The following is a 21641-nucleotide window of genomic DNA, read 5'->3' as shown; positions in this document are numbered from 1 at the left end:
TTATTAGGTCGCCTTAGACAACATTTTTCGATGAGTATGGATAGACATCAGAATACCAAAACCAGCCATAAGAGTAACCATTGAGGTACCACCATAACTGACTAGGGGGAGCGGTACACCCACGACAGGTAATAGTCCACTCACCATTCCGATATTAACAAAAATATAAACAAAGAAACTCAGCACAATACTGCCCGCCATCATCCGTCCAAATGCGGTTTGAGCTCGACTTGCAAGTAGTAATCCACGTCCAAGTACAAATAGATACATTGCTAATAAACCAATAACACCAGCTAACCCCCATTCTTCGGCGATCACCGAAAAAATGAAGTCAGTATTACGTTCAGGAACAAACTCTAATTGTGATTGAGTACCATGGAGCCAGCCTTTACCAGTGATTCCTCCGGAACCAATAGCTATCTTTGATTGGATGATATGGTATCCCGCACCTAAAGGGTCAGACTCAGGATTAAATAAGGTCATTACTCGAGTGCGTTGATAGTCATGCATCAGGAAGAACCATAACACAGGAATAAAGGCTCCGAGTAATATCAATGCACCAATTATCACTCGCCAGCTAATTCCTGACAGAAACAGAACAAAGATCCCCGATGCGGCGATCAAAATGGAGGTTCCAAGGTCTGGTTGCTTAGCAATTAAAATCGTTGGCGTAAAAATCAATACTAATGCGATAAAGATATTGGCAAATGTTGGTGGTAGTGGGCGGTTACCTATAAATCGTGCCACCATCAATGGCACTGCTAGTTTTATTAGCTCTGAGGGTTGAAAACGAACAAAGCCTAAATTAAGCCACCGTTGTGCCCCTTTTGATACTTCGCCGAATGAGAGCACGCTTATCAACATGACTAAGCCAATACCAAATAAATAAGGCGCCCATGCTTCATAGTGACGTGGTGCAATTTGGGCTAATAGCAACATAACGCCCAGCGATAATAGCATTCGCATCGCTTGACGTTCCATCATCGGTATACTTTGGCCACTGGCACTGTACATGATTACTAATGAAAAACTCATAATCGCTAATAGTCCCAGTATCAATGGGATATCGATATGTAAGCGATCACTTATGCTAGGTTTTTCGCCGGTTGTTGCCATGATGCTCATTAATGTACCTCTGCTGTGGCTTTAATCGGTGTCACCAAAGGTGGTGATATATCAGCAGGAGATTCGATTAGCATATGATCAAATATCTTGCGTGCAATCGGTCCACCATTACTTGAACCTCCGCCAGCATTTTCTAATACCATTGCCACTACAACTTGTGGTTTTTCAAATGGTGCAAAAGCGGTAAATAAAGCATGGTCACGTAAATGTTCTTCTAATTCATCGGCATTATATTTTTGGTTTTCAGCTAAACCAAAAACTTGAGCTGAACCTGATTTGCCACCGGCTTGATAAGGCGTGCCGTAAAATGCTTTACGCGCTGTACCACGGTTGCCATATAGCACGCGGTGCATACCTTCACGTGCAATCTCCCATGTTTTAGGACTCACCCCAGTAATAGGTGGGAAATCTTCAAATTGTGCCGGTACTTCTACTTTGTCATCAATAATATTTTTAAGCAGATGCGGGCGATGTACAACACCACTATTAACTAATACAGATGTTGCTTTAGCTATCTGTAATGGGGTTGCAGTCCAATAACCTTGGCCAATACCTACTGGAATGGTGTCACCTTGATACCAAGGACGCTTATGGCGAGTTTGTTTCCATTCACGGGTCGGCATATTTGCTCTGCTTTCTTCGTGAATATCAATCCCAGTGTATTCGCCATAACCAAACTTGTTCATCCACGTAGATAGACGATCAATTCCAAGATCATAGGCAACTTGATAGAAATAAGTATCTACTGATTCTTCAATTGCTTTATAAATATTGACTCGGCCATGACCCCAACGTAGCCAGTCACGGAATTTACGACTAGTAGAGTTAGGTATCTGCCACCAACCGGGATCATTACGGGTGGTATTAGGTGTAATAACCCCTTCGGTTAATGCAGCCACTGCTATTAATGGCTTAACTGTCGATGCTGGTGGATAAATGCCAAGCGTAACGCGATTCACCAGTGGTCGATCTGGGTTATTCAATAATGCACGGTATTTTTTGCTTGATATACCACGCACAAATAAATTTGGATCATAACTTGGGCTTGAGACCATCGCTAAAATAGCGTCATCTTTAGGATCTAACACCACGATTGAACCACGTTTGTGTTTAATGATCTCTTTACCTGTTTTAGGATCGATTTTACGTTCAGTTAATAGATTTTGAACATATTGCTGTAACTTAATATCAATATTGATTTTGATATCTTTACCAGGAATTGGCGGAATATATTTTAGAGTACGAATGACACGGCCACGACTATTAACTTCCACTTCTTGATAGCCAGATGTGCCGTGTAATAGATCTTCGTAATAACGTTCAACACCCAATTTCCCCATGTCTCGAGTCGCTTTATAATTACTGAGTTTTCCTGCTTTATCGAGTTTTTTAAGGTCGCGATCGTTAATTTTAGCGACATAACCTAAAACGTGGGTCAGTGTATCGCCATAAGGATAGTAACGTTTTAAATGTGCTTTAACTTCAACGCCAGGAAGACGATGTTGATTGACAGAAAATAATGCAACTTGCTTTTCATTGAGATGATCAAGAATAGGCACAGATTTAAAACGACGGGTACGACGGCGCTCTTTTTGGAAATTAGCAATGTCTTCATCAGTGATGCCCATGATCTGTTTAAGATCGGCAAAAGTCTGATCGAGTTCAGATACTTTTTCTAGCGTGATTTCAAGACTATATATCGGCCTGTTTTCAGCCAATATCACTCCGTTACGGTCGTAAATTAAGCCGCGATTAGGAGAGACTGGGACGATTTTAATACGATTATCATTAGAGCGGGTTTGATAGTCCTGATGTTGTTCAACCTGAATGTGAAACAGATTAAACAGCAGCAGGCCTACAAGTATTGCAATACCAATAAATGAGACAAGAGCTCGACGAAAAAAAAGTGCCGACTCAGCGCGATGATCGCGGATCTGGGTTCGCTTTTGTCTCATTTATGATTATTCCCTGTGGTACGGATGGTTAGCCGTGACACTCCATGCACGGTATAAGCTTTCTGCCATTACCACGCGCACCAATGGGTGTGGTAAAGTCAAGGGTGATAATGACCAGCTTTGTTCTGCCGCTGCCTTGCATGCAGGAGAAAGTCCTTCTGGCCCGCCGATCAAAATTGATACATCACGTCCATCTAGCTTCCATGCATCCAATTGTTGTGCCAATTCTCCGGTATCCCAGCGTTTTCCTGGAATATCTAGCGTGACGATGCGGTTACCTTTAGCTACCGCTGCTAACATCGCTTCGCCTTCTTTTTGTAGAATTCGAGCAATGTCAGCATTTTTACCACGCTTTCCCGCTGAAATTTCAATTAATTCCAGTGGCATATCTTTAGGGAAGCGGCGGCTATATTCTTTATAACCCTCCTCAACCCATTTTGGCATTTTAGTACCAACAGCAATCAGTTGAAGCTTCATGGTCAATTAGCTCCAAAGCTTCTCCAGTTGGTATAGCTCACGTGCATCTTCTTGCATGATATGTAGCATAACATTGCCCATATCAACGATAACCCATTGACCTTCTTTTTCGCCACTGATGCCAAATGGAGGAAAATCAATTAATTTAGATTCTTTATTTACGTGATCTGCAACAGATACCACGTGACGGTTAGATGTACCAGTACAGATAACCATAAAATCGGTGATGCTTGATTTACCGCGAACATCAATAGTTACGATATCTTGTGCTTTAATGTCGTCAATTTTATCAACAATGAAATCGTGTAGTTCTTGAACCTGCAAAGGGATTCCCTCACTTGAGTGTTAGTATAGTATTGGCCGAATGACGCTATAAGTAGCATCGGTAATGTCAAATAGACATACTGACCTTGAATTGTGCCGCAGTATACCATGCTCTTATCAGACAGCGATAAGCGGACAAGGTTCAGACGGTATTTTTTCACATGTTTGTTTGGTGATTTAGTTCAAATGGGCAAAAAGTCGCGATTTTGACCTGTATTGAGACTAATTCAACGGTTGTAAATGGGTTGGAATACCACACATTTCAGCGCATAGGCAGCTTAAGGCTGGCCATGGTTGAGTGTCATAGTCCGTTTTAACTTGGATTTCTAATAATGTCAGTTGTCGAAGAATCATGACTAAGGTCGTAAGCGGTAGTCGATGTAGTGCTCCAACATATATTTCACGGCGGTTTTGCCATATTCTAAATTGTTCAAAAATGAGGTTTAAAGGCGTACCTTTTTTTCCCATTTCTTGCATTTTATACAGTTGGGTCAATTCACGCTGTAAAGTTCGTAATAAAATCGTTGCTTCAACACCTTCCGCTTGTAATTGACGCAATATTCGTTGGCTACGTTTAGCTTGCCCGGCTAATAGCGCGTCTATTAATTGAAAGGGTGTGTAGTGATTATGACGACTTAATGCCTCTTGTAACCGCACAATAGTTAAAATGCCATCAGGATAAAGCAGCACTAATTTATGTAAGCTTTGAGATAGCGCGAGTAAATTACCTTCGTGCCATTGTGCTAACATTTGTACCGATTCATGATCTGGCTTTAAGCCTAATAACTGACAACGGCTTTGAATAAAGCGTGGCATTTGACGCGGATCAGGGGTATTACACGGTACATATAGCCCAATGATATCGAGGGCTTTAAACCACTTGGTACTTTCTTGCTTTTTATTAATCCGTGGCCCAGTAATAATTAATAAAATATCAGGATTAAGTGCGTCAATGACTTCAAGTAATGCTTTGGCTTGATTGGTATTTAAGCCTGTTTCTGCAATTTCAAGCTCGATAATTTGTTGGGCTGAAAATAAGCTCATTGCATGGCAGCAATCTAAAACTGCATTCCAATCAATACTATTATCGATAGTGAAAGCATGGCGTTCTAGGAAGCCTTGTTGTTGGGCGATGTGCTTGATGCTATCGCCCGCTTCTTGTTTTAATAATAGCTCATTACCAAACAGTAAATAAGCCTGACGCAGGCCCTTTGTTAGTTGCTGCGTCAGTTGTTCAGGGTAGACTCTCATTGCGCGTTGTGATCTTGTTTTTTATGTATAACCGCAGGAGTGGTCGTGATGGTAGTAGTACTGCCATCTTTAATTGATACTTTTTGGTTATGCAAAATTTGGTTTAATTCAGCGTTTAACTTATCTTCTTCCATCTTATTAAAGACAGTCGTTAGACGTGCAAGTTTACGCATGATTTGTTGCGCTGCTTGTTCACGCATAACATCAATTAACTCATCACGTTCTACTGATTTTGCTAATGCTGAAAGTGGGTTATCTAAGAAAGTACGGGTTACTTTAGTACTAAACTGCTCAATACCTTGGTTCGGAATTGTCACGGTGTAGTTTACGGTTAAGGTTAAGTCGTATTCTGCTTTACCGTTATTTTGATACAGAGATAACGTACTGTCGCCCGTTGATTCACTGGTGATATTAAGGTTTGGTACTGTTGCTGCAGGTTTAACTTCTTCAATACCATGCAATTTAAATTGGTATTTTACCATACGGGTTAATTTACCGTAGGGGTCAAAACTGGTTAGCGATAGCTTAGCAATTCCTTCTGGTAGCATGTAGTTACCACGGAGGTGAAAGCCACAAGAAGCTGTTGTAAGCGCGAGAAGAGTGATGATAAGTAGTCGAGTTAGGCTGTTGGCCGAGAAAAAACTTTTCACGAAAGTCAGCTCCTTGAAATAAAAGAAGGTGCGCTGGGCGCAAAATTAAATATGACCGTAATTATAAAGATCCCCGCAAAAGCGGGGATCTTGAGGTTATTGTCAATGTTAGCTGAGCTAACAAAGTAAAGTAACCTTGATTAGTTTGCTACGATGTTCAGCAGTTTACCTGGTACATAAATAACTTTACGTACGGTATTGCCATCAGTAAAGCGTGTTACGCCTTCTTCAGTCATAGCGAGTGCTTCTACTTGCTCTTTGGTTGCGTCTGCTGCTACCGTTAATTTAGCACGTAGTTTACCGTTAACCTGCACAATGATCAGTTTTTCATCTTCAACCAATGCTGCTGCATCAGCTTGTGGCCATACTGCATGGTCAATGTCTGTTTGACCAAGTGCTTGCCACATTTCAAAACAGATATGCGGTGTCATTGGGTAAAGCATAGTAACAATAGCTTTTAGTGCTTCATCAAGAATAGCACGATCTTGTGCTGATTCTTGTGGTGCTTTAGCTAGCTTGTTCATTAATTCCATAATTGCAGCAATAGCAGTATTGAATGTCTGACGACGACCAATATCATCGCTTACTTTAGCAATAGTTTTATGGATATCACGACGAAGTGCTTTTTGATCGCTGCTTAGTGCTGCTGTATCAACCGCTTCTGCTACACCTTTGCCTGCATGTTCACGAACTAATTTCCAAACACGCTTAAGGAAACGGTTAGCACCTTCAACGCCTGACTCTTGCCATTCAAGGGTCATATCGGCTGGTGATGCAAACATCATAAATAGACGTACTGTATCAGCACCGTACTTGTCTACCATCTCTTGTGGGTCGATACCGTTGTTCTTAGACTTAGACATTTTGATCATGCCTGAGTGCTCAACATTGTGACCTTGAGAGTCAACGGCTGTTGTAATACGACCTTTGCCGTCACGCTCAACCGTTACATCTGTTGGCGCAACCCACTCTTTACCACCTTTTTCGGTAGTGTAGAAGAACGCATCAGCCAATACCATACCTTGACATAGTAGTTGCTTAAATGGTTCATCAGAGGTTACGTAACCAGCATCACGGAGTAATTTGTGGAAGAAACGTGAGTACAATAGGTGCATACAAGCGTGCTCAATACCACCAACATATTGATCAACGGGTAGCCAGTAGTTTGCCTTTGCTGGATCAAGAATATCGTCAGCTTGTGGTGAACAGTAACGTGCGTAGTACCAAGATGACTCCATAAAGGTGTCAAAGGTATCGGTTTCACGTAATGCTGGTTCGCCATTAAAGGTGGTTTTTGCCCACTCTTTATCAGCTTTAATTGGGCTAGTTACACCATCCATTACTACATCTTCTGGTAGTAGAACAGGTAACTGGTCAGCGGCTACAGGGTGAACCTGACCGTCTTCAGTCGTTACCATTGGAATTGGAGCACCCCAGTAACGTTGACGAGAAACACCCCAGTCACGTAGACGGAAGTTAACGGTTTTCTTGCCTTTAGCGTCAGCTTCAAGTTTCGCTGCAATCGCATCGAAAGCTTGTTGGAAGTTTAGACCGTCGAATTCACCTGAATTGAATAGCACACCTTTTTCGGTGTATGCCGCTTCAGAAATATCAAACTCGCTACCGTCTTCTGGCTTAATAACCGCCATGATATCGATGTTGTATTTAGTTGCAAATTCAAAGTCACGTTGATCGTGAGCTGGAACGGCCATTACCGCACCTGTGCCGTAATCCATTAATACGAAGTTAGCAACGTATACTGGTACTTCACGACCATCTAGTGGATGGATAGCGGTTAAGCCTGTATCCATGCCTTTCTTTTCCATCGTTGCAAGTTCAGCTTCTGCAACTTTGGTGTTACGGCATTCATCGATAAAGGTTGCTAATGCTGGGTTATTCTCTGCTGCTTTGGCTGCTAGAGGGTGACCCGCAGCAATACTAACAAACGTCACACCCATTAGGGTATCAGGACGGGTAGTGTAAACTTCTAAATCGTCTTGACCTTTAACTTTAAAAGTTAGTTCTACACCTTCAGAGCGACCAATCCAGTTACGTTGCATGGTTTTAACCATTTCTGGCCAGCCATCAAGGGTATCAAGATCATCAAGTAGCTCTTGTGCGTATTCAGTAATTTTAATGAACCACTGTGGAATCTCTTTTTGTTCAACAGGGGTATCACAACGCCAGCAACAACCATCTTCTACTTGCTCATTTGCAAGTACAGTTTGGTCATTAGGACACCAGTTTACAGAAGATGTCTTCTTGTAAACCAAGCCTTTGTTGTACAGTTTAGTGAAGAATTCTTGTTCCCAACGGTAGTACTCTGGAGTACACGTTGCGAATTCACGGCTCCAATCGTAACCAAAGCCTAATAGCTTAAGTTGGTTCTTCATGTATTCGATGTTTTCGTAAGTCCAAGGCGCTGGTGCAGTGTTATTTTTAACCGCTGCATTCTCTGCTGGTAGACCAAATGCATCCCAACCAATTGGCTGCATGACATTTTTGCCTTGTAAGCGTTGGTAGCGAGAGATAACATCACCGATAGTGTAGTTACGCACGTGACCCATGTGCAAGCGACCACTTGGGTACGGGAACATGGAGAGACAGTAGAATTTTTCTTTATTAGGGTCTTCACTAACAACAAAGGTCTTATTGTTATCCCAATGTTCTTGAACTTTTTGTTCAATGTCCTGTGGACGATATTGTTCTTGCATCGATGACATCCAGAATTTTGTGAGTTTAATACAAACACATTCATTGTAATCGACATAGGATAACCAAAGGTAAAGGTGTCAACAATAGCTGATAGCGATTCGGCGACCTTAATCTTGTATTTGGACGTAATTACGTAATTATTTCGCACATTGGCGGAGGATTAATCCCATGACTAAGCAACAAAAGCAGTATGAAGCAGTATTAGAAAAAGTAACTGAAGCGCTTAAGCATAGTCCAGAAGAGCTAAAGAAGTTTTTTAAGATGACTGAGCTTTATGGCAAAGCGGCCAGCGATATGACGAAAGATGAGCTGGCATTGATTGAAGCATATATCAAAAGTGATCTTAAAACGACTGAGCTTTACGGCAAAGCTGCTAGTGATATGACAAAAGATGAGTTGTCATTAATTGAAGCTTATGTCAAAAGCGATTTAAAAACCTTTACTGAAGAAGTAAAAAGTAGCTCTGAACCATTCAGTGAAAGTCCATTTTACAAATTAGTTAGTGAAAGTATTTGGAAGAATTTAGCCGAAATTACCGATAAGACTCAATTAGAGTGGATTGAAGTAATGGAAGATATTCAACATAAAGGTGTTTACCAAGCCGGTGAACTGGTTGGATTAGGTAATCTTGTGTGTGAGCAATGTGGTCATTCTGAAATGATCACTCATGTTACGCGTATTGAGCCGTGTGTAAAATGTGGCTGTAAGCACTTTTCACGTTTGCCATTAAACCCATAATGGTTTGTGCGTTACTTATATCAATAAAAAAACGCAGCGCTATAAACGCTGCGTTTTTATTTATATTTTCTAAAAGTAAACGATTAATAGTCAGGTTGTTCAATCGTATCAACCACCACTGCTGAATCTGCGGCTTTAATGGTATTGGCCGGCTTTTGCAGTTGTTGCTGCTGAGGAGCTGTTTGAGTGGGCTGGTTATCGTGATTAAATTCAGGCAGTACCTGATCATAGCCTTTGATTTCACGCGTAGCAGCTGTCATTGGTTCATAAGTGAATTTTTGACCAGCTAACGATGCTTCAATCATTGCGCCACCTTTAGTGCGGGTAAAGATAGCAACACCATTGATATAGCTTTTAGTCATGTAGTCACTGCCAGCATTCATACCAGCGCCTGCGGTACCGACTTTAGCCGATGCGCCTTCATCTAAGGCTACAGCTGATGCTTGGGCATCTAATTCTAGGCCACCATCAATAAAGCGATCGTAAGCGCGCTTATCTTGGAAGAACAATATTTCGCTAAAGGCTTGACCACCAAATTGTAATCCAATCGATAGTTGGTATAACTTAGCAAACCCCATCGCTTTATTCGCTTTAAATACCACGCCAGAGCCGTAAGCGCCACCAACCCAAAAGCCACCTTTACCCACAGATGGAAAAACAGCATATCCATAAGCAGAATGGAAAAAAGGTTGTGTTTGTGGGGATTTGTAAAAATGTGCTAATGCATCTTTGGTGTCATTTTGTTGCTCTTGAGCAAGTACCTGTGTTGATAGCATCAGCATTAATAATGAACACAAAGTGGTAAAAATTTTAGTCGTTGTTTTCATCTGTTGTTCCTTATCTCGCCGTTGGCAATTGAAGCCTGCGGGATGGCTGTTGTTATTGGACAATGAAACTACAATAAACTAACCGTAAAAAAAGGTGAAGTTATTAGCTTCACCTTAGAGTTTATGCTTTTTCCGCTGAGCGTAAGTCACGAAAATGTCCGCGTTTACGTCGAATAAGGATCCAAGATAGCGCTAATGCCCATAAACAGTAGCCGTATAATGGCCAGCTGCCTAATGTGGTATAGGGTGTCATTCCAATGGTTGGAATAACTTTATCTTTTAATACGCCAGTGACAAATTGCGGTAATTCTTTAGTGATATGACCGTTATGGTCAACAACTGCTGTAATACCGGTATTTGTTCCACGTAGTAGCGGCTTGCCAAGTTCTAGCGCTCGCATTTGGGCAATTTGCATGTGTTGGAACGGTCCAATAGAGTGACCAAACCATGCATCATTAGAAAGCGTGAGCAGTAACTCAGTTTTTTTAGTGACGTTTTCACGAATTTGTTCACCAAATGCAATCTCATAACACAGTGCGGGTGCAATTGAATAACCATGAGCTTGAATATTCGGTTGAATATAGGCGCCACGGCTAAACGATGACATCGGTAGATTAAAGAATGGCGCTAATGGGCGTAAAATACTCGCAAACGGTACAAATTCACCAAAAGGTAATAGATGGTGTTTAGTGTAGCGAGTCGCGGTGTTGTAGTTATACGGACCATCGGCATCGACACCCAGTGTCAAAATATTATTGAAAAACTCACCGTCTGCTTTTTGATCTAAAATGCCAGTGATCACAGTGCTGTTATTGGCACGTGCGGCGGCATCAAGATTTTGTAAGAAGGTTGGAATTTCTTCTTCAAGTGCAGGGATGGCCGCTTCTGGCCAAATGATGAGATCTGCACCCCAATTATCACGGGTAAGATCCATGTATTTCATCAAGGTTGGCCAACGATGACTTGGTAGCCATTTCTCTTCTTGAGAAATATTGCCTTGAATAAGAGCAACAGTCACACTGTGTTTAGGATCGGGTTTTACCCACTGCGGAATACCGGCTAATACGGCTAATATCGCCACCAAAATCGCCACCAGTAATGGGCGCCAGTTACGGTAATAAAGGGTTGCGACAATTGATCCAGAGATCAGTACGAGAGCAAGGGTTATACCTTCGACACCAAAGATCGGTGCAAAGTGTGCCAATGGTGTATTGAGCTGACTGTAGCCCATCCATAACCAAGGGAAACCAGTAAATAGCCAACCACGGATCCAATCAAGCACCAGCCAAATAACAGGCCCTGAAAGCAATAATTGATGGAAAGGGCGCTGACGATTAAAGCGATTAAATAAGTAGCCAAATAACGCCGGGTAAAGCGCTAAGTAACTAATTAGTAAGCACATTAAGAACATACTGGCAATTTTAGGCATACCACCAAAGGTATCAATGCTGACATGTACCCAGCTGATGCCAGTACCAAACATGCCTAGACCATAAAAAAAGCCAATCAGTGCAGAGCGTTTAGGTGATTGTTTCTGTAGTAAAAAGAAAAACAGAATTAGTGTTAATGGGGCAATAAATGCGTAGTTATAAGGTGCAAAAGATAGGGTCGCAATTGCACCTGCAGGGACAGCTGCAAGCAGCTGTCCCAACAAGGTTAATGTTTTTTTTGTCATCATTTACGGAGTAATGGTCGGTTGAAATGCTTCATCTGGAACAGTTACTTGTAACTGGATAACGCGGCGGTTATCAGATGATGTCACTTTAAATGAATAACCATTAACTTCAACAACTTCACCGCGCGATGGCAGGTGACCAAAATTCATCATTACAAGGCCGCCGACAGTATCGACTTCCTCATCACAGAATGACGTCTGGAATAGTTCATTGAAATCTTCAATGGTTGTTAGCGCTTTTACTGCGTAAGTATGCTTACTTAATTGACGAACTTCTTGCTCTTCTTCGTCGTCGAATTCATCTTCGATTTCACCAACGATTTGTTCAAGAATATCTTCAATAGTAATAACACCAGATACCCCACCAAACTCATCAACCACAATTGCCATGTGGTAGCGTTCTTCGCGGAATTCTTTTAATAGTCGATCAACGCGCTTACTTTCCGGCACTACAACCGCTGGACGTAATACTTTATCGATATCAAAAGGCTCGCTATCAGGTAATAAATAACGCAGTAAGTCTTTGGCTAATAAAATACCTTCGACATGGTCTTTATCATCACTAATAACAGGGTAGCGAGAGTGTTGGGCTTCAACAATTAAATCAATCAGATCTTCTAGCTTCTGAGAACGCTCGACAGTAGTCATTTGTGAGCGTGGGATCATAATGTCTCGCACTCGCATTTCGGCTATTTCCATTACACCTTCGAGCATGTCGCGAGTGTCATGATCTATCAAATCGTTTTCTTCCGAATCACGGAATACTTCAACTAATTCCTCGCGGTTTTGTGGGTCGCCTTGGAAAAGTTGGCCAATACGTTCAAAGAAGGACTTTCTACTCGGACCTTCAGTTGTTGGAGAGTTATCTTCGTTCATTATTTACTTTTATCAACTAAGTGGATATTGCCACGGAAATGCGGCTTGGTTTATTAAGCCGCGGAATATTTATTAATATATTACTACTTTTCAGAAATGTAAGGGTCGACAAAGCCCATGTTTTGCATTATTTCAGTCTCTAATGTTTCCATTTCTTCAGCTTCATCGTCTTCGATATGATCATAACCTAGCAGATGCAGGCTACCGTGTACAACCATATGTGCCCAATGCGCATTAAGTGGCTTTTGTTGCTCAAGAGCTTCAGCTTCGACAACTTGGCGACAAATAATTAAATCACCCAGTAAATCGATTTCGATTCCCGGCGGTGCTTCAAATGGAAAAGATAGTACATTTGTTGGTCGATCTTTACCACGGTACTCAAGGTTCAGTGCGTGGCTTTCTTGCTCGTCAACTAATCGAATAGTGACTTCAGCATCGGTTTGAAACGGTGTGACCGCTGCATCTAACCATTGTTGGAATTCAGCTTCCGTCGGTAATCCAGCTTCGTCTGCTGTTGCAAGTTGTAGATCAAGATAAATCGCCATTAGTTACTCTTTTGTGATTCGATTTTAGCAGCAGTTGCCGCTGCGAATAAGGCTGCTTCTTTAGCTTCTTGTTCGGTGCGACGGCGTTGCTCTGCTTGTTTACGTTGTTTTTGGTCTTCACTTTCCCACACTTCATAAGCTTGAACGATACGAGCAACCACTGGGTGGCGTACAACATCGTTGGCTAGGAAGAAGTTAAAGCTAATATCATCAACGTTTGATAATACTTCAATTGCATGACGTAAGCCTGAACGAGCACCACGCGGTAAATCTATCTGAGTTACGTCACCAGTGATTACTGCTCGAGAATTAAAGCCAATTCGAGTTAAGAACATTTTCATCTGTTCAACAGTAGTATTTTGGCTTTCATCCAAAATGATAAAGGCATCATTAAGGGTACGGCCACGCATATAAGCCAGTGGTGCAACTTCAATCACATTACGCTCAATGAGCTTTTCTACGCGTTCAAAACCGAGCATTTCAAATAAAGCATCATAAAGAGGACGTAAATATGGATCGACTTTCTGGCTTAAATCACCGGGTAAGAAACCTAATTTTTCACCCGCTTCAACAGCTGGACGCGTTAGTAGAATACGACGAACTTCTTGACGCTCAAGGGCATCAACCGCTGCCGCAACAGCAAGGTAAGTTTTACCCGTACCTGCAGGACCGACACCAAACGTAATATCATGAGTCACAATATTGGCGATGTATTGGGATTGGTTAGGTGTGCGCGGTTTAATGATCCCTTTTTTGGTTTTAATATGAACTTCTTTACCAAAAGGGATGGTGGTTTCTACGGTTTGCTCTAATACGCCGGATGCTTTAATCGCTAGATGAATATGGTCAGGTTCAATATCAGGAATATTGTTATGTACGGGAGCCGTATCAACGTATAAATCTTTTATGATATTAGTGGCACTTTCAGCGGTGTGTGGTTGACCAACAACGCTAAAATGGTTGCTGCGATGATTGATTTCAACACCTAGACGACGTTCTAGCTGTTTGATGTTGTCGTCGAAAGGACCACAAAGGCTGGAAAGTCGCTGATTATTAGCGGGCTCTAGATCAAATTCTACAGTAATTATTTTGCTCAAGGTTTGCCTCTCATTGAGGTCGCCTATTAGTAGGCGACCATGTTTTCAGGGCATGCGAGTTACTTTAAATAATGCGTATAACAGTACGTGGTTAGTCTGCAATAATTTCGCGTTATTCTGGAGTATATACGCCTACACCTAAATCATCTTCACGACGCGTTTTAGCCATCATAGCTGCTGGTGACATTGCAACGCGAAGATCCATCTCTGCTTCAGTGCGAACAAGCTCGCCACGCAATGAGTTAGTAAATACGTCAACGATTTTCACATCAACAAATTGACCAATCAGTTCAGCAGAACCTTCAAAGTTTACAATACGGTTGTTTTCAGTACGACCACGCAGTTCCATCACATTCTTACGCGATGGGCCTTCAACTAAAATACGTTGCTCAGTGCCTAGCATTTGACGTGCGTGGCGCATTGCTTGGCTATTAAGCTGCTGTTGCAGGGCGTACAGGCGCTCTTTCTTCACTTCTTCAGTCAGATCACAAGGGTAATCAGCGGCAGGCGTACCTGGACGTGGTGAGAAGATAAAGCTGTAACTAATATCAAAATCGATATCACGAATCAGTTTCATGGTATCTTCGAAATCTTGATCTGACTCGCCAGGGAACGCGACAATAAAGTCTGAACTCATGGTGATATCTGGACGTACTTTACGTAATTTACGGATTTTTGACTTATATTCAAGCACAGTGTGAGGACGCTTCATCATCGTCAGAATGCGATCTGAGCCACTTTGTACTGGTAGGTGTAAGTAGTTAACCAGTTCAGGGGTATCTTTGTAAACGTCAATAATGTCATCAGTAAATTCAATCGGATGACTGGTTGTGTAACGTACACGGTCAATACCATCGATAGCAGCGACTAAACGTAGCAATTCAGCAAAGCTTGCTAACTCACCATCATACGTTGGACCACGGAATGCGTTAACATTTTGGCCAAGAAGATTAACTTCACGTACGCCTTGATCAGCCAGTTGCGCGATCTCAAATAAAACATCATCAATCGGGCGGCTAACTTCTTCACCACGGGTGTAGGGCACCACACAGTAAGTACAGTACTTAGAACAGCCTTCCATGATAGAAACAAATGCCGTTGCACCATCAGCACGTGGCTCTGGTAAGCTATCGAACTTCTCAATCTCTGGGAATGAAATATCCATAACGGTTTTTTCATTTGCTTGAGAACGTTTAATCATTTCTGGCAAACGGTGTAGGGTTTGTGGGCCAAAGATAACGTCAACGTAAGGTGCGCGCTTACGAATCGAATCACCTTCTTGAGTCGCTACACAGCCACCAACGCCGATCACTAGATCTGGCTTTTTATCTTTTAGTTTTTTCCAGCGGCCTAGCTGATGGAAAACTTTTTCTTGTGCTTTTTCACGGATCGAACAGGTGTTAAGTAGCAGAACATCTGCTTCTTCTGGGATTTCTGTTAACTCGAAGCCATTAGCAGCATTAAGAAGATCGGCCATTTTTGATGAATCGTATTCGTTCATCTGGCAGCCCCAGGTTTTAATCAGCAGTTTCTTCGCCATCTCTCTTCGCTCGTAGTGTTGATTCATTACATTCAGATTACGGGCTGACAGGTTGTATTACTTCAGTTTAGAGTAATGCCCTGTAGCAAGCCGCGTATTGTACTGCTTTAAACTCGGTCTGACTAGATCATCACCACCCCGAAAAAATTGTGGTCTTTTGAACACAACTAACGATAGAGATGAAACGATTTAAAAAGTGATTGTTCATCATAGACTTTATCAAGCGTTACCATTCCTAGTTGGCGCATTTGTTTGCGGATCCATAATGTGCGCTGATAAACATAATTGCTCATTGGACTGGCTTTTATTTTATAAGGGTTAGGTAATACTGCGGCCAGCTGTGCCGCTTGTTGAGCACTGAGTCTACTCGCTGGAATATGGAAAAAGTGCTCACTAGCAGCTTGGACACCATAGATCCCGGGGCCAAATTCAATCACGTTTAAATAGGTTTCTAAAATACGATCCTTGCCCCAAATGATCTCCATCCACAATGCGAAATATAATTCTATGCCTTTACGAATGAAAGAGTGGCTAGGAAACAAAAATACATTCTTGGCTGTTTGTTGAGTGATAGTACTCGCGCCACGATCAGGGCCATTTTTACCACTGTGTTGAAGCACTGATAGGGTCGCGCTGAGATCGATGCCATGATGTTCAGGAAAGGTTTGATCTTCTGATGCAATAACGGCTAACTGCATATTTTTTGAAATCTGATTCAAATTTACCCATTGATGCTGGGTTTGGGTCGGGTAACCTTGAGGCGGAAAGAGTGCGCGACTTATTTCCCAGCCCCAAAAGGGGGGATTAATAAATTTAAAAATAACGATCAATATAATCGGTATAATAAGGGCGCATAAAATAAGTTTAACAATAAAGCGTCGAAAGCCTGCCAGCATAGTGATTTGATTCCTTTCAGCGGTGAGAGACAGTGGTGGCCAATGGGTGATTAGCGGCGAATACGTTATCGTAGTACCCCGTTAAGCGTGTTTTCTTATACAATCATCTAACACGATGGTTTGAAAGATTATAACCAAATAACAAGCCAGGACATAATAGGTAGGTGAAGATATGGAACAATATGATGTCATTGTTGCTGGTGGCGGTATGGTTGGTGCGGCAGCTGCGATTGGGTTAGCTCAGCAAGGGCTTGATGTCGCAGTGATTGAAGGTTATGCGCCATCCCCTTTTGTTACTGAGCAGGCGATGGATTTACGCGTGTCAGCTATTTCTCCACATTCAGTGGCGTTATTAGAACAACTCGGTGCATGGCAGGCAGTGATGGCTATGCGTCTATGTCCTTTTAAACGTCTTGAAACCTGGGAGCACCCAGAATGCAGAACTCGATTCAGTGCTGATGAGATGCAGCTGCAACAATTAGGTTATATCGTTGAAAACCGCGTGATCCAATTGGCGCTATGGCAGCAATTTGAACAATACGACAATATTACCTTATTGTGTCCCGCAACGATGGTGGCAGCGACGGCAATTAATGAGGGTTATCAAGTTGAATTGAATGATGGTTCATTGATTAATTGTGGCTTATTGATTGGTGCTGATGGCGCAAACTCTCAAGTACGCCACCAAGCCAATATAGGTATTACAGCATGGGATTATCGCCAACATTGTATGCTGATTAATATTGCGACAGTATTACCACAACAAGATATTACTTGGCAGCAGTTTACACCTGCAGGCCCACGATCATTTTTACCTTTGCCTGGTCATCAAGGATCGCTAGTTTGGTATGACACTCCTGCACGCATTCGACAATTATCAGCGATGCCCACAATGCAGCTACAGGCTGAGATAACGGCAGCTTTCCCCACTGAGTTAGGTGAGTTTAAGGTACTTAACCATGGTAGTTTTCCGTTAACGCGCCGCCATGCACAAACGTACCATAAGCCGAATGTGGTGCTGTTAGGCGATGCTGCCCACACCATTAATCCATTAGCTGGCCAAGGGGTCAATTTAGGCTTTAAAGACGTCGGTTGTCTATTAGAAAAAATCAGTCAGGCCGGTAATGATTGGCAACAGCCGCAAGTTCTAGCTAATTATGAACGTTGTCGTCGTCCTGATAATTTGATTATGCAAACGGGAATGGATTTTTTCTACAGTACTTTCAGTAATAATATTGGGCCATTAAAGTTACTGCGTAATGTTGGTTTGCGAGTTGCAGATCATACTGGTGGTATAAAAAAACAAGTACTCAAATACGCAATGGGCATTTAAGGAAAGAGTTTCTTTCTTTGCTTGTGTAGAAGTTTATTGGATAGTGCCTGCTGTTTGTGACATCTTTATTGTACTGAGATGAGCTTACAGGAGGAAGCATTGTATATCACTAAAATCAGTCAGTTTTTAACGCGACTTTGGTATTACCCCTCATTAAACATGGGCTTAAGAGGCTCGGCAGGAATTATTCTGATCTTTGCTCTCGGCATGATTGGACATCGATTAGATTTAGCCTCTTATGCCATCGTTGCAATGCCTGCGGCATTACTGAGTGGTTTAGATCAACCCGGGCCTAAACGATGGCAACGGCTCGGAATCTCACTCTTCATGTGGGGACTCGCTGTCACGATTTCATTGGGGCTTTTTTACAGCCCATTACCCCTATGGTTAAGCTTTGCTATTATCGCGATGTTGCTTGCCTCTCCTGCTGTCAATGGTCCATTCTGGACTCGATTAGGTATTTCTTCACTGTATTTGGCTGCTGTTTGTTTTTCTTTATTTAATCAACAAACACCACTCCAGAATTTCCCCGTTTTATTATTTGGTCCGGCTATTTTTGCGCTGTTTAGTTGGTTGTGGTTTGTGGTGTGGCAAAATTTGGCTTTGCGTTCGAGTTTAGCCGCTATTTACAATGCGTTAGCTCACTATATTGCACTGAGGCAACGGATTGTGTTGGGAGAAGCCGATCTACTGTCGACATTATCAAATCAAAAACACCACTTAGTTGACTTATTTAGTCAAACTATTCAATCGAGTATCTCGAACGATGCTGCGACAACAAAGCGACAATCATTGCTAGCGAGTTTACAAGTGGCGAGTGATATTTTTGAACTCGCTATTATTGGTCATTCAACTAATCAGTCACTTCTGGCTCGATTTGATGATCCTATTCGTCGACAGCAATTGATTTTATGGAGCCAACATGCGCAACAGATATTACGTCGTCAAGCCAAAGCTATTCAAAGTGGTGGTAGTTACCATTGTAAGCATCAACTTTCTGCATTAGCCCAACCTTTAGTGGCGAATGCCGCTGATGATGCTCATCCCCAATTACGACTTTGGGGGCGAGCAATTATTCGTATCTCTCAAGTGATTGAAAATAATAAACCATTATATCAACGAGAGTTTCAAGTTCAGCCATTTGAATTAACTTGGCGCTGGCCGTCATTTGGGCACCCTATTTGGCGTTATGTCGCACGAATGGGAATAATTTTTGCTGTCGGATCTGGGATTGCACAATATTTCCAATTGTTGCGACCTGAGTGGGTGGTACTCACAATGGTATTGGTATTACAGCCTGGATTTGTTGCAACTAAAAGCCGTGTTTGGCAGCGTTGTATTGGTACTATCGGTGGATTAGTTTTTGCTGTTGTTGTGATTAAATCAGGGTTACCCGTTGGCGCAATGCAGCTGATTACGTTGATGTTAATTCCGATATCATTAACGCTTATTTTACGTTATTACGTGGTGGCTGTTGGTGGTTTTTGTGCAGTATTGATATTGGCGTTAGAGTTACTTTCTCATCAAGGGTTAGCCTTGATTTTGCCGCGATTAATTGATTGTTTTGTGGGGGCGATAGTGGTGTTGTTAGGGATGACATTTCTGTGGCCGCAATGGCGCAGTCACGATATCAATAACAAAGCAACTCAGGGAATAATCAATGCCGGAGTGTTACTCAGTTACGCTTTCTCTCAGCTAAAAGGGGACAATAAAGCTGACTTTATTGTTGATGAACAAGCACGGCAAACATTGATGGGTTATCGTAAAAATGTATTGATGGCAGAGCATGATTGGGAGTTAGTCTTTAATGAAATGCAGCAAGAGCCAAAGCGGACTCATCAAGATAGTGATTATCAGCAGCAATTATTAGAACAATATCACCAGTTAGTACATTATCTTTGTATTTTGGTTTCTATGCTACGCAAGGGTGTTGTATTGCCTGCTATCGTTGATTATCAAGCGCCTATTGAAGCAGGAATTCAAGCTTTGGTGATACAACTACGGGATGGTACGGACACTACTTTTCCTTATATTGATGATTTAAATACCGAGTTACAAGATGATAGTTTATCTACCGATCAGATGACAGTAAGGGCGGTAATCATGCTCTCAGCTGCAACACTAAAACATATGCATCAATTAAAGAATGGCAGTGAATTGATTTAATCTGTCAATCTAGATATTAAGATCATAAAAAAGCCGCCAACGAAAGTTAGCGGCTTTTTTATTACTGGTGATGGTTGTAATTACCATTCAGCAGATAAAAGAAAACCTACTCAAAGAGTAGGTCTCTAATATGGTGCGGAAGGAGAGACTTGAACTCTCACACCTTACGGCGCTAGAACCTAAATCTAGTGCGTCTACCAATTCCGCCACTTCCGCAAATTTTATTCTTACTGAAATATCAGAAAGAAATGGTGGCTACGACGGGATTCGAACCTGTGACCCCATCATTATGAGTGATGTGCTCTAACCAACTGAGCTACGTAGCCATCATAGAGTACTGACATTTATCAATACTCTTAAAGAGTGGCAGGTCTACCTGGATTCGAACCAGGGAATGACGGCATCAAAAGCCGTTGCCTTACCGCTTGGCGATAGACCTACAGTGCTTATTTTCATAAGACTTTTCACAAACTAGAGAGAATGGTGCGGAAGGAGAGACTTGAACTCTCACACCTTACGGCGCTAGAACCTAAATCTAGTGCGTCTACCAATTCCGCCACTTCCGCATATTGTCAGTTACGAATAACTGTTGTTTCTCTAGTTGTATTAATTAAATCAGTAATTGGTAAAAATCTGATTTAAAGAATAATGGTGCGGAAGGAGAGACTTGAACTCTCACACCTTACGGCGCTAGAACCTAAATCTAGTGCGTCTACCAATTCCGCCACTTCCGCATGATTAACTGTCGCAACAATTAATCTAAATATGGCAGGTCTACCTGGATTCGAACCAGGGAATGACGGCATCAAAAGCCGTTGCCTTACCGCTTGGCGATAGACCTACTGGTTTACTTTTTCAAGTAACCGTTGCTTGTTGGGTAGTAACAAGACTTTAAAATCAGAGAGAATGGTGCGGAAGGAGAGACTTGAACTCTCACACCTTGCGGCGCTAGAACCTAAATCTAGTGCGTCTACCAATTCCGCCACTTCCGCATATTGTCAGTTACGAATAACTGTTGTTTCTCTAGTTGTATTAATTAAATCAGTAATTGGTAAAAATCTGATTTAAAGAATAATGGTGCGGAAGGAGAGACTTGAACTCTCACACCTTACGGCGCTAGAACCTAAATCTAGTGCGTCTACCAATTCCGCCACTTCCGCATGATTAACTGTCGCAACAATTAATCTAAATATGGCAGGTCTACCTGGATTCGAACCAGGGTATGACGGCATCAAAAGCCGTTGCCTTACCGCTTGGCGATAGACCTACTGGTTTACTTTTTCAAGTAACCGTTGCTTGTTGGGTAGTAACAAGACTTTAAAATCAGAGAGAATGGTGCGGAAGGAGAGACTTGAACTCTCACACCTTGCGGCGCTAGAACCTAAATCTAGTGCGTCTACCAATTCCGCCACTTCCGCATATTGTCAGTTACGAATAACTGTTGTTTCTCT

Annotated in this window: 17 protein-coding genes and 10 tRNA genes; 3 read left to right on the top strand and 24 right to left on the bottom strand. The window is 42.1% G+C overall.

From position 1 onward, the window contains the following. Nucleotides 1-3: 3 nt before the first annotated feature. The 7 genes from rodA to leuS all read right to left on the bottom strand — a co-directional run bounded on the left by rodA (nucleotide 4) and on the right by leuS (nucleotide 8496). On the bottom strand, nucleotides 4-1125 hold the full coding sequence (gene rodA, locus C0W29_RS19170) for a rod shape-determining protein RodA (protein WP_045043787.1): 1122 nt from the start codon (nucleotides 1123-1125) through the stop codon (nucleotides 4-6). Beyond that, nucleotides 1125-3080, bottom strand: coding sequence for a penicillin-binding protein 2 (mrdA, locus tag C0W29_RS19165; RefSeq protein WP_045045664.1), 1956 nt, complete (start codon nucleotides 3078-3080; stop codon nucleotides 1125-1127). Before mrdA ends, rodA begins: the two co-directional genes overlap by 1 nt. Nucleotides 3081-3086: 6 nt before the next feature. After that, nucleotides 3087-3557, bottom strand: a complete 471-nt coding sequence (gene rlmH, locus C0W29_RS19160; protein WP_036793492.1) for a 23S rRNA (pseudouridine(1915)-N(3))-methyltransferase RlmH — start codon at nucleotides 3555-3557, stop codon at nucleotides 3087-3089. A 6-nt stretch (nucleotides 3558-3563) separates the two neighbouring features. Further along, nucleotides 3564-3881: a ribosome silencing factor gene (rsfS, locus tag C0W29_RS19155; protein WP_045043785.1), complete on the bottom strand. Its 318-nt coding sequence runs from the start codon at nucleotides 3879-3881 to the stop codon at nucleotides 3564-3566. A gap of 222 nt (nucleotides 3882-4103) precedes the next feature. Next, nucleotides 4104-5132, bottom strand: a complete 1029-nt coding sequence (gene holA / locus C0W29_RS19150) for a DNA polymerase III subunit delta (RefSeq protein ID WP_045045663.1) — start codon at nucleotides 5130-5132, stop codon at nucleotides 4104-4106. Beyond that, the gene (locus C0W29_RS19145) at nucleotides 5129-5782 is read right to left on the bottom strand and encodes an LPS-assembly lipoprotein LptE (protein WP_045043784.1); all 654 of its coding nucleotides are present in this window, start codon (nucleotides 5780-5782) and stop codon (nucleotides 5129-5131) included. Before C0W29_RS19145 ends, holA begins: the two co-directional genes overlap by 4 nt. A gap of 140 nt (nucleotides 5783-5922) precedes the next feature. Beyond that, on the bottom strand, nucleotides 5923-8496 hold the full coding sequence (leuS, locus tag C0W29_RS19140) for a leucine--tRNA ligase (RefSeq protein WP_045043783.1): 2574 nt from the start codon (nucleotides 8494-8496) through the stop codon (nucleotides 5923-5925). A 169-nt stretch (nucleotides 8497-8665) separates the two neighbouring features. On the opposite strand from leuS, the gene C0W29_RS19135 reads away from it, so the two are divergent. Then, nucleotides 8666-9235, top strand: a complete 570-nt coding sequence (locus C0W29_RS19135) for a zinc ribbon-containing protein (protein ID WP_036793502.1) — start codon at nucleotides 8666-8668, stop codon at nucleotides 9233-9235. Nucleotides 9236-9318: 83 nt separating this feature from the next. Here the strand turns inward: C0W29_RS19135 and C0W29_RS19130 are convergent, their stop codons facing one another. The 7 genes from C0W29_RS19130 to mtgA all read right to left on the bottom strand — a co-directional run bounded on the left by C0W29_RS19130 (nucleotide 9319) and on the right by mtgA (nucleotide 16691). Continuing rightward, nucleotides 9319-10062, bottom strand: a complete 744-nt coding sequence (locus tag C0W29_RS19130; protein WP_045043781.1) for a lipid-binding SYLF domain-containing protein — start codon at nucleotides 10060-10062, stop codon at nucleotides 9319-9321. Between the two features lie 121 nt (nucleotides 10063-10183). Continuing rightward, nucleotides 10184-11737 carry an apolipoprotein N-acyltransferase gene (gene lnt, locus C0W29_RS19125; RefSeq protein WP_036796250.1) on the bottom strand — a complete coding sequence of 518 codons (1554 nt, stop codon included), beginning with the start codon at nucleotides 11735-11737 and terminating at the stop codon, nucleotides 10184-10186. Between the two features lie 3 nt (nucleotides 11738-11740). Continuing rightward, the gene (corC, locus tag C0W29_RS19120; protein ID WP_036793506.1) at nucleotides 11741-12613 is read right to left on the bottom strand and encodes a CNNM family magnesium/cobalt transport protein CorC; all 873 of its coding nucleotides are present in this window, start codon (nucleotides 12611-12613) and stop codon (nucleotides 11741-11743) included. A gap of 83 nt (nucleotides 12614-12696) precedes the next feature. Continuing rightward, entirely contained in the window at nucleotides 12697-13158 is a 462-nt protein-coding gene (gene ybeY / locus C0W29_RS19115) for an rRNA maturation RNase YbeY (protein ID WP_045045662.1), read from the bottom strand. Next, nucleotides 13158-14255: a PhoH family protein gene (locus tag C0W29_RS19110; protein WP_045043779.1), complete on the bottom strand. Its 1098-nt coding sequence runs from the start codon at nucleotides 14253-14255 to the stop codon at nucleotides 13158-13160. Before C0W29_RS19110 ends, ybeY begins: the two co-directional genes overlap by 1 nt. Nucleotides 14256-14367: 112 nt before the next feature. Next, the gene (miaB, locus tag C0W29_RS19105) at nucleotides 14368-15795 is read right to left on the bottom strand and encodes a tRNA (N6-isopentenyl adenosine(37)-C2)-methylthiotransferase MiaB (protein ID WP_036793510.1); all 1428 of its coding nucleotides are present in this window, start codon (nucleotides 15793-15795) and stop codon (nucleotides 14368-14370) included. Nucleotides 15796-15962: 167 nt separating this feature from the next. Next, the gene (gene mtgA / locus C0W29_RS19100; protein WP_045045661.1) at nucleotides 15963-16691 is read right to left on the bottom strand and encodes a monofunctional biosynthetic peptidoglycan transglycosylase; all 729 of its coding nucleotides are present in this window, start codon (nucleotides 16689-16691) and stop codon (nucleotides 15963-15965) included. Nucleotides 16692-16863: 172 nt separating this feature from the next. On the opposite strand from mtgA, the gene C0W29_RS19095 reads away from it, so the two are divergent. Next, a complete protein-coding gene (locus C0W29_RS19095; protein WP_045045660.1) occupies nucleotides 16864-18024 on the top strand; it encodes a 2-octaprenyl-3-methyl-6-methoxy-1,4-benzoquinol hydroxylase in 1161 nt (386 codons plus the stop codon). A 99-nt stretch (nucleotides 18025-18123) separates the two neighbouring features. After that, nucleotides 18124-20190: an FUSC family protein gene (locus tag C0W29_RS19090; RefSeq protein ID WP_052671719.1), complete on the top strand. Its 2067-nt coding sequence runs from the start codon at nucleotides 18124-18126 to the stop codon at nucleotides 20188-20190. A 131-nt stretch (nucleotides 20191-20321) separates the two neighbouring features. Here C0W29_RS19090 and C0W29_RS19085 read toward each other — a convergent pair. The 10 genes from C0W29_RS19085 to C0W29_RS19040 form a co-directional block, all read right to left on the bottom strand. Next, a tRNA-Leu gene (locus C0W29_RS19085) sits at nucleotides 20322-20406 on the bottom strand. Between the two features lie 33 nt (nucleotides 20407-20439). Next, a tRNA-Met gene (locus tag C0W29_RS19080) sits at nucleotides 20440-20516 on the bottom strand. Between the two features lie 38 nt (nucleotides 20517-20554). Beyond that, a tRNA-Gln gene (locus tag C0W29_RS19075) sits at nucleotides 20555-20629 on the bottom strand. Between the two features lie 42 nt (nucleotides 20630-20671). Further along, nucleotides 20672-20756: transfer RNA gene (locus C0W29_RS19070), tRNA-Leu, on the bottom strand. Nucleotides 20757-20839: 83 nt separating this feature from the next. Next, nucleotides 20840-20924, bottom strand: a tRNA-Leu gene (locus C0W29_RS19065). Nucleotides 20925-20956: 32 nt separating this feature from the next. After that, a tRNA-Gln gene (locus C0W29_RS19060) sits at nucleotides 20957-21031 on the bottom strand. Nucleotides 21032-21097: 66 nt separating this feature from the next. Beyond that, nucleotides 21098-21182: transfer RNA gene (locus C0W29_RS19055), tRNA-Leu, on the bottom strand. Nucleotides 21183-21265: 83 nt separating this feature from the next. Continuing rightward, a tRNA-Leu gene (locus tag C0W29_RS19050) sits at nucleotides 21266-21350 on the bottom strand. A 32-nt stretch (nucleotides 21351-21382) separates the two neighbouring features. Continuing rightward, nucleotides 21383-21457: transfer RNA gene (locus C0W29_RS19045), tRNA-Gln, on the bottom strand. 66 nt (nucleotides 21458-21523) lie between these two features. Next, nucleotides 21524-21608: transfer RNA gene (locus C0W29_RS19040), tRNA-Leu, on the bottom strand. Nucleotides 21609-21641: the final 33 nt, after the last annotated feature.

The organism is Photobacterium kishitanii, from assembly GCF_003026355.1.
GTDB lineage: Bacteria > Pseudomonadota > Gammaproteobacteria > Enterobacterales > Vibrionaceae > Photobacterium > Photobacterium kishitanii.
This window is presented reverse-complemented; position numbering and strand designations above follow the sequence as displayed.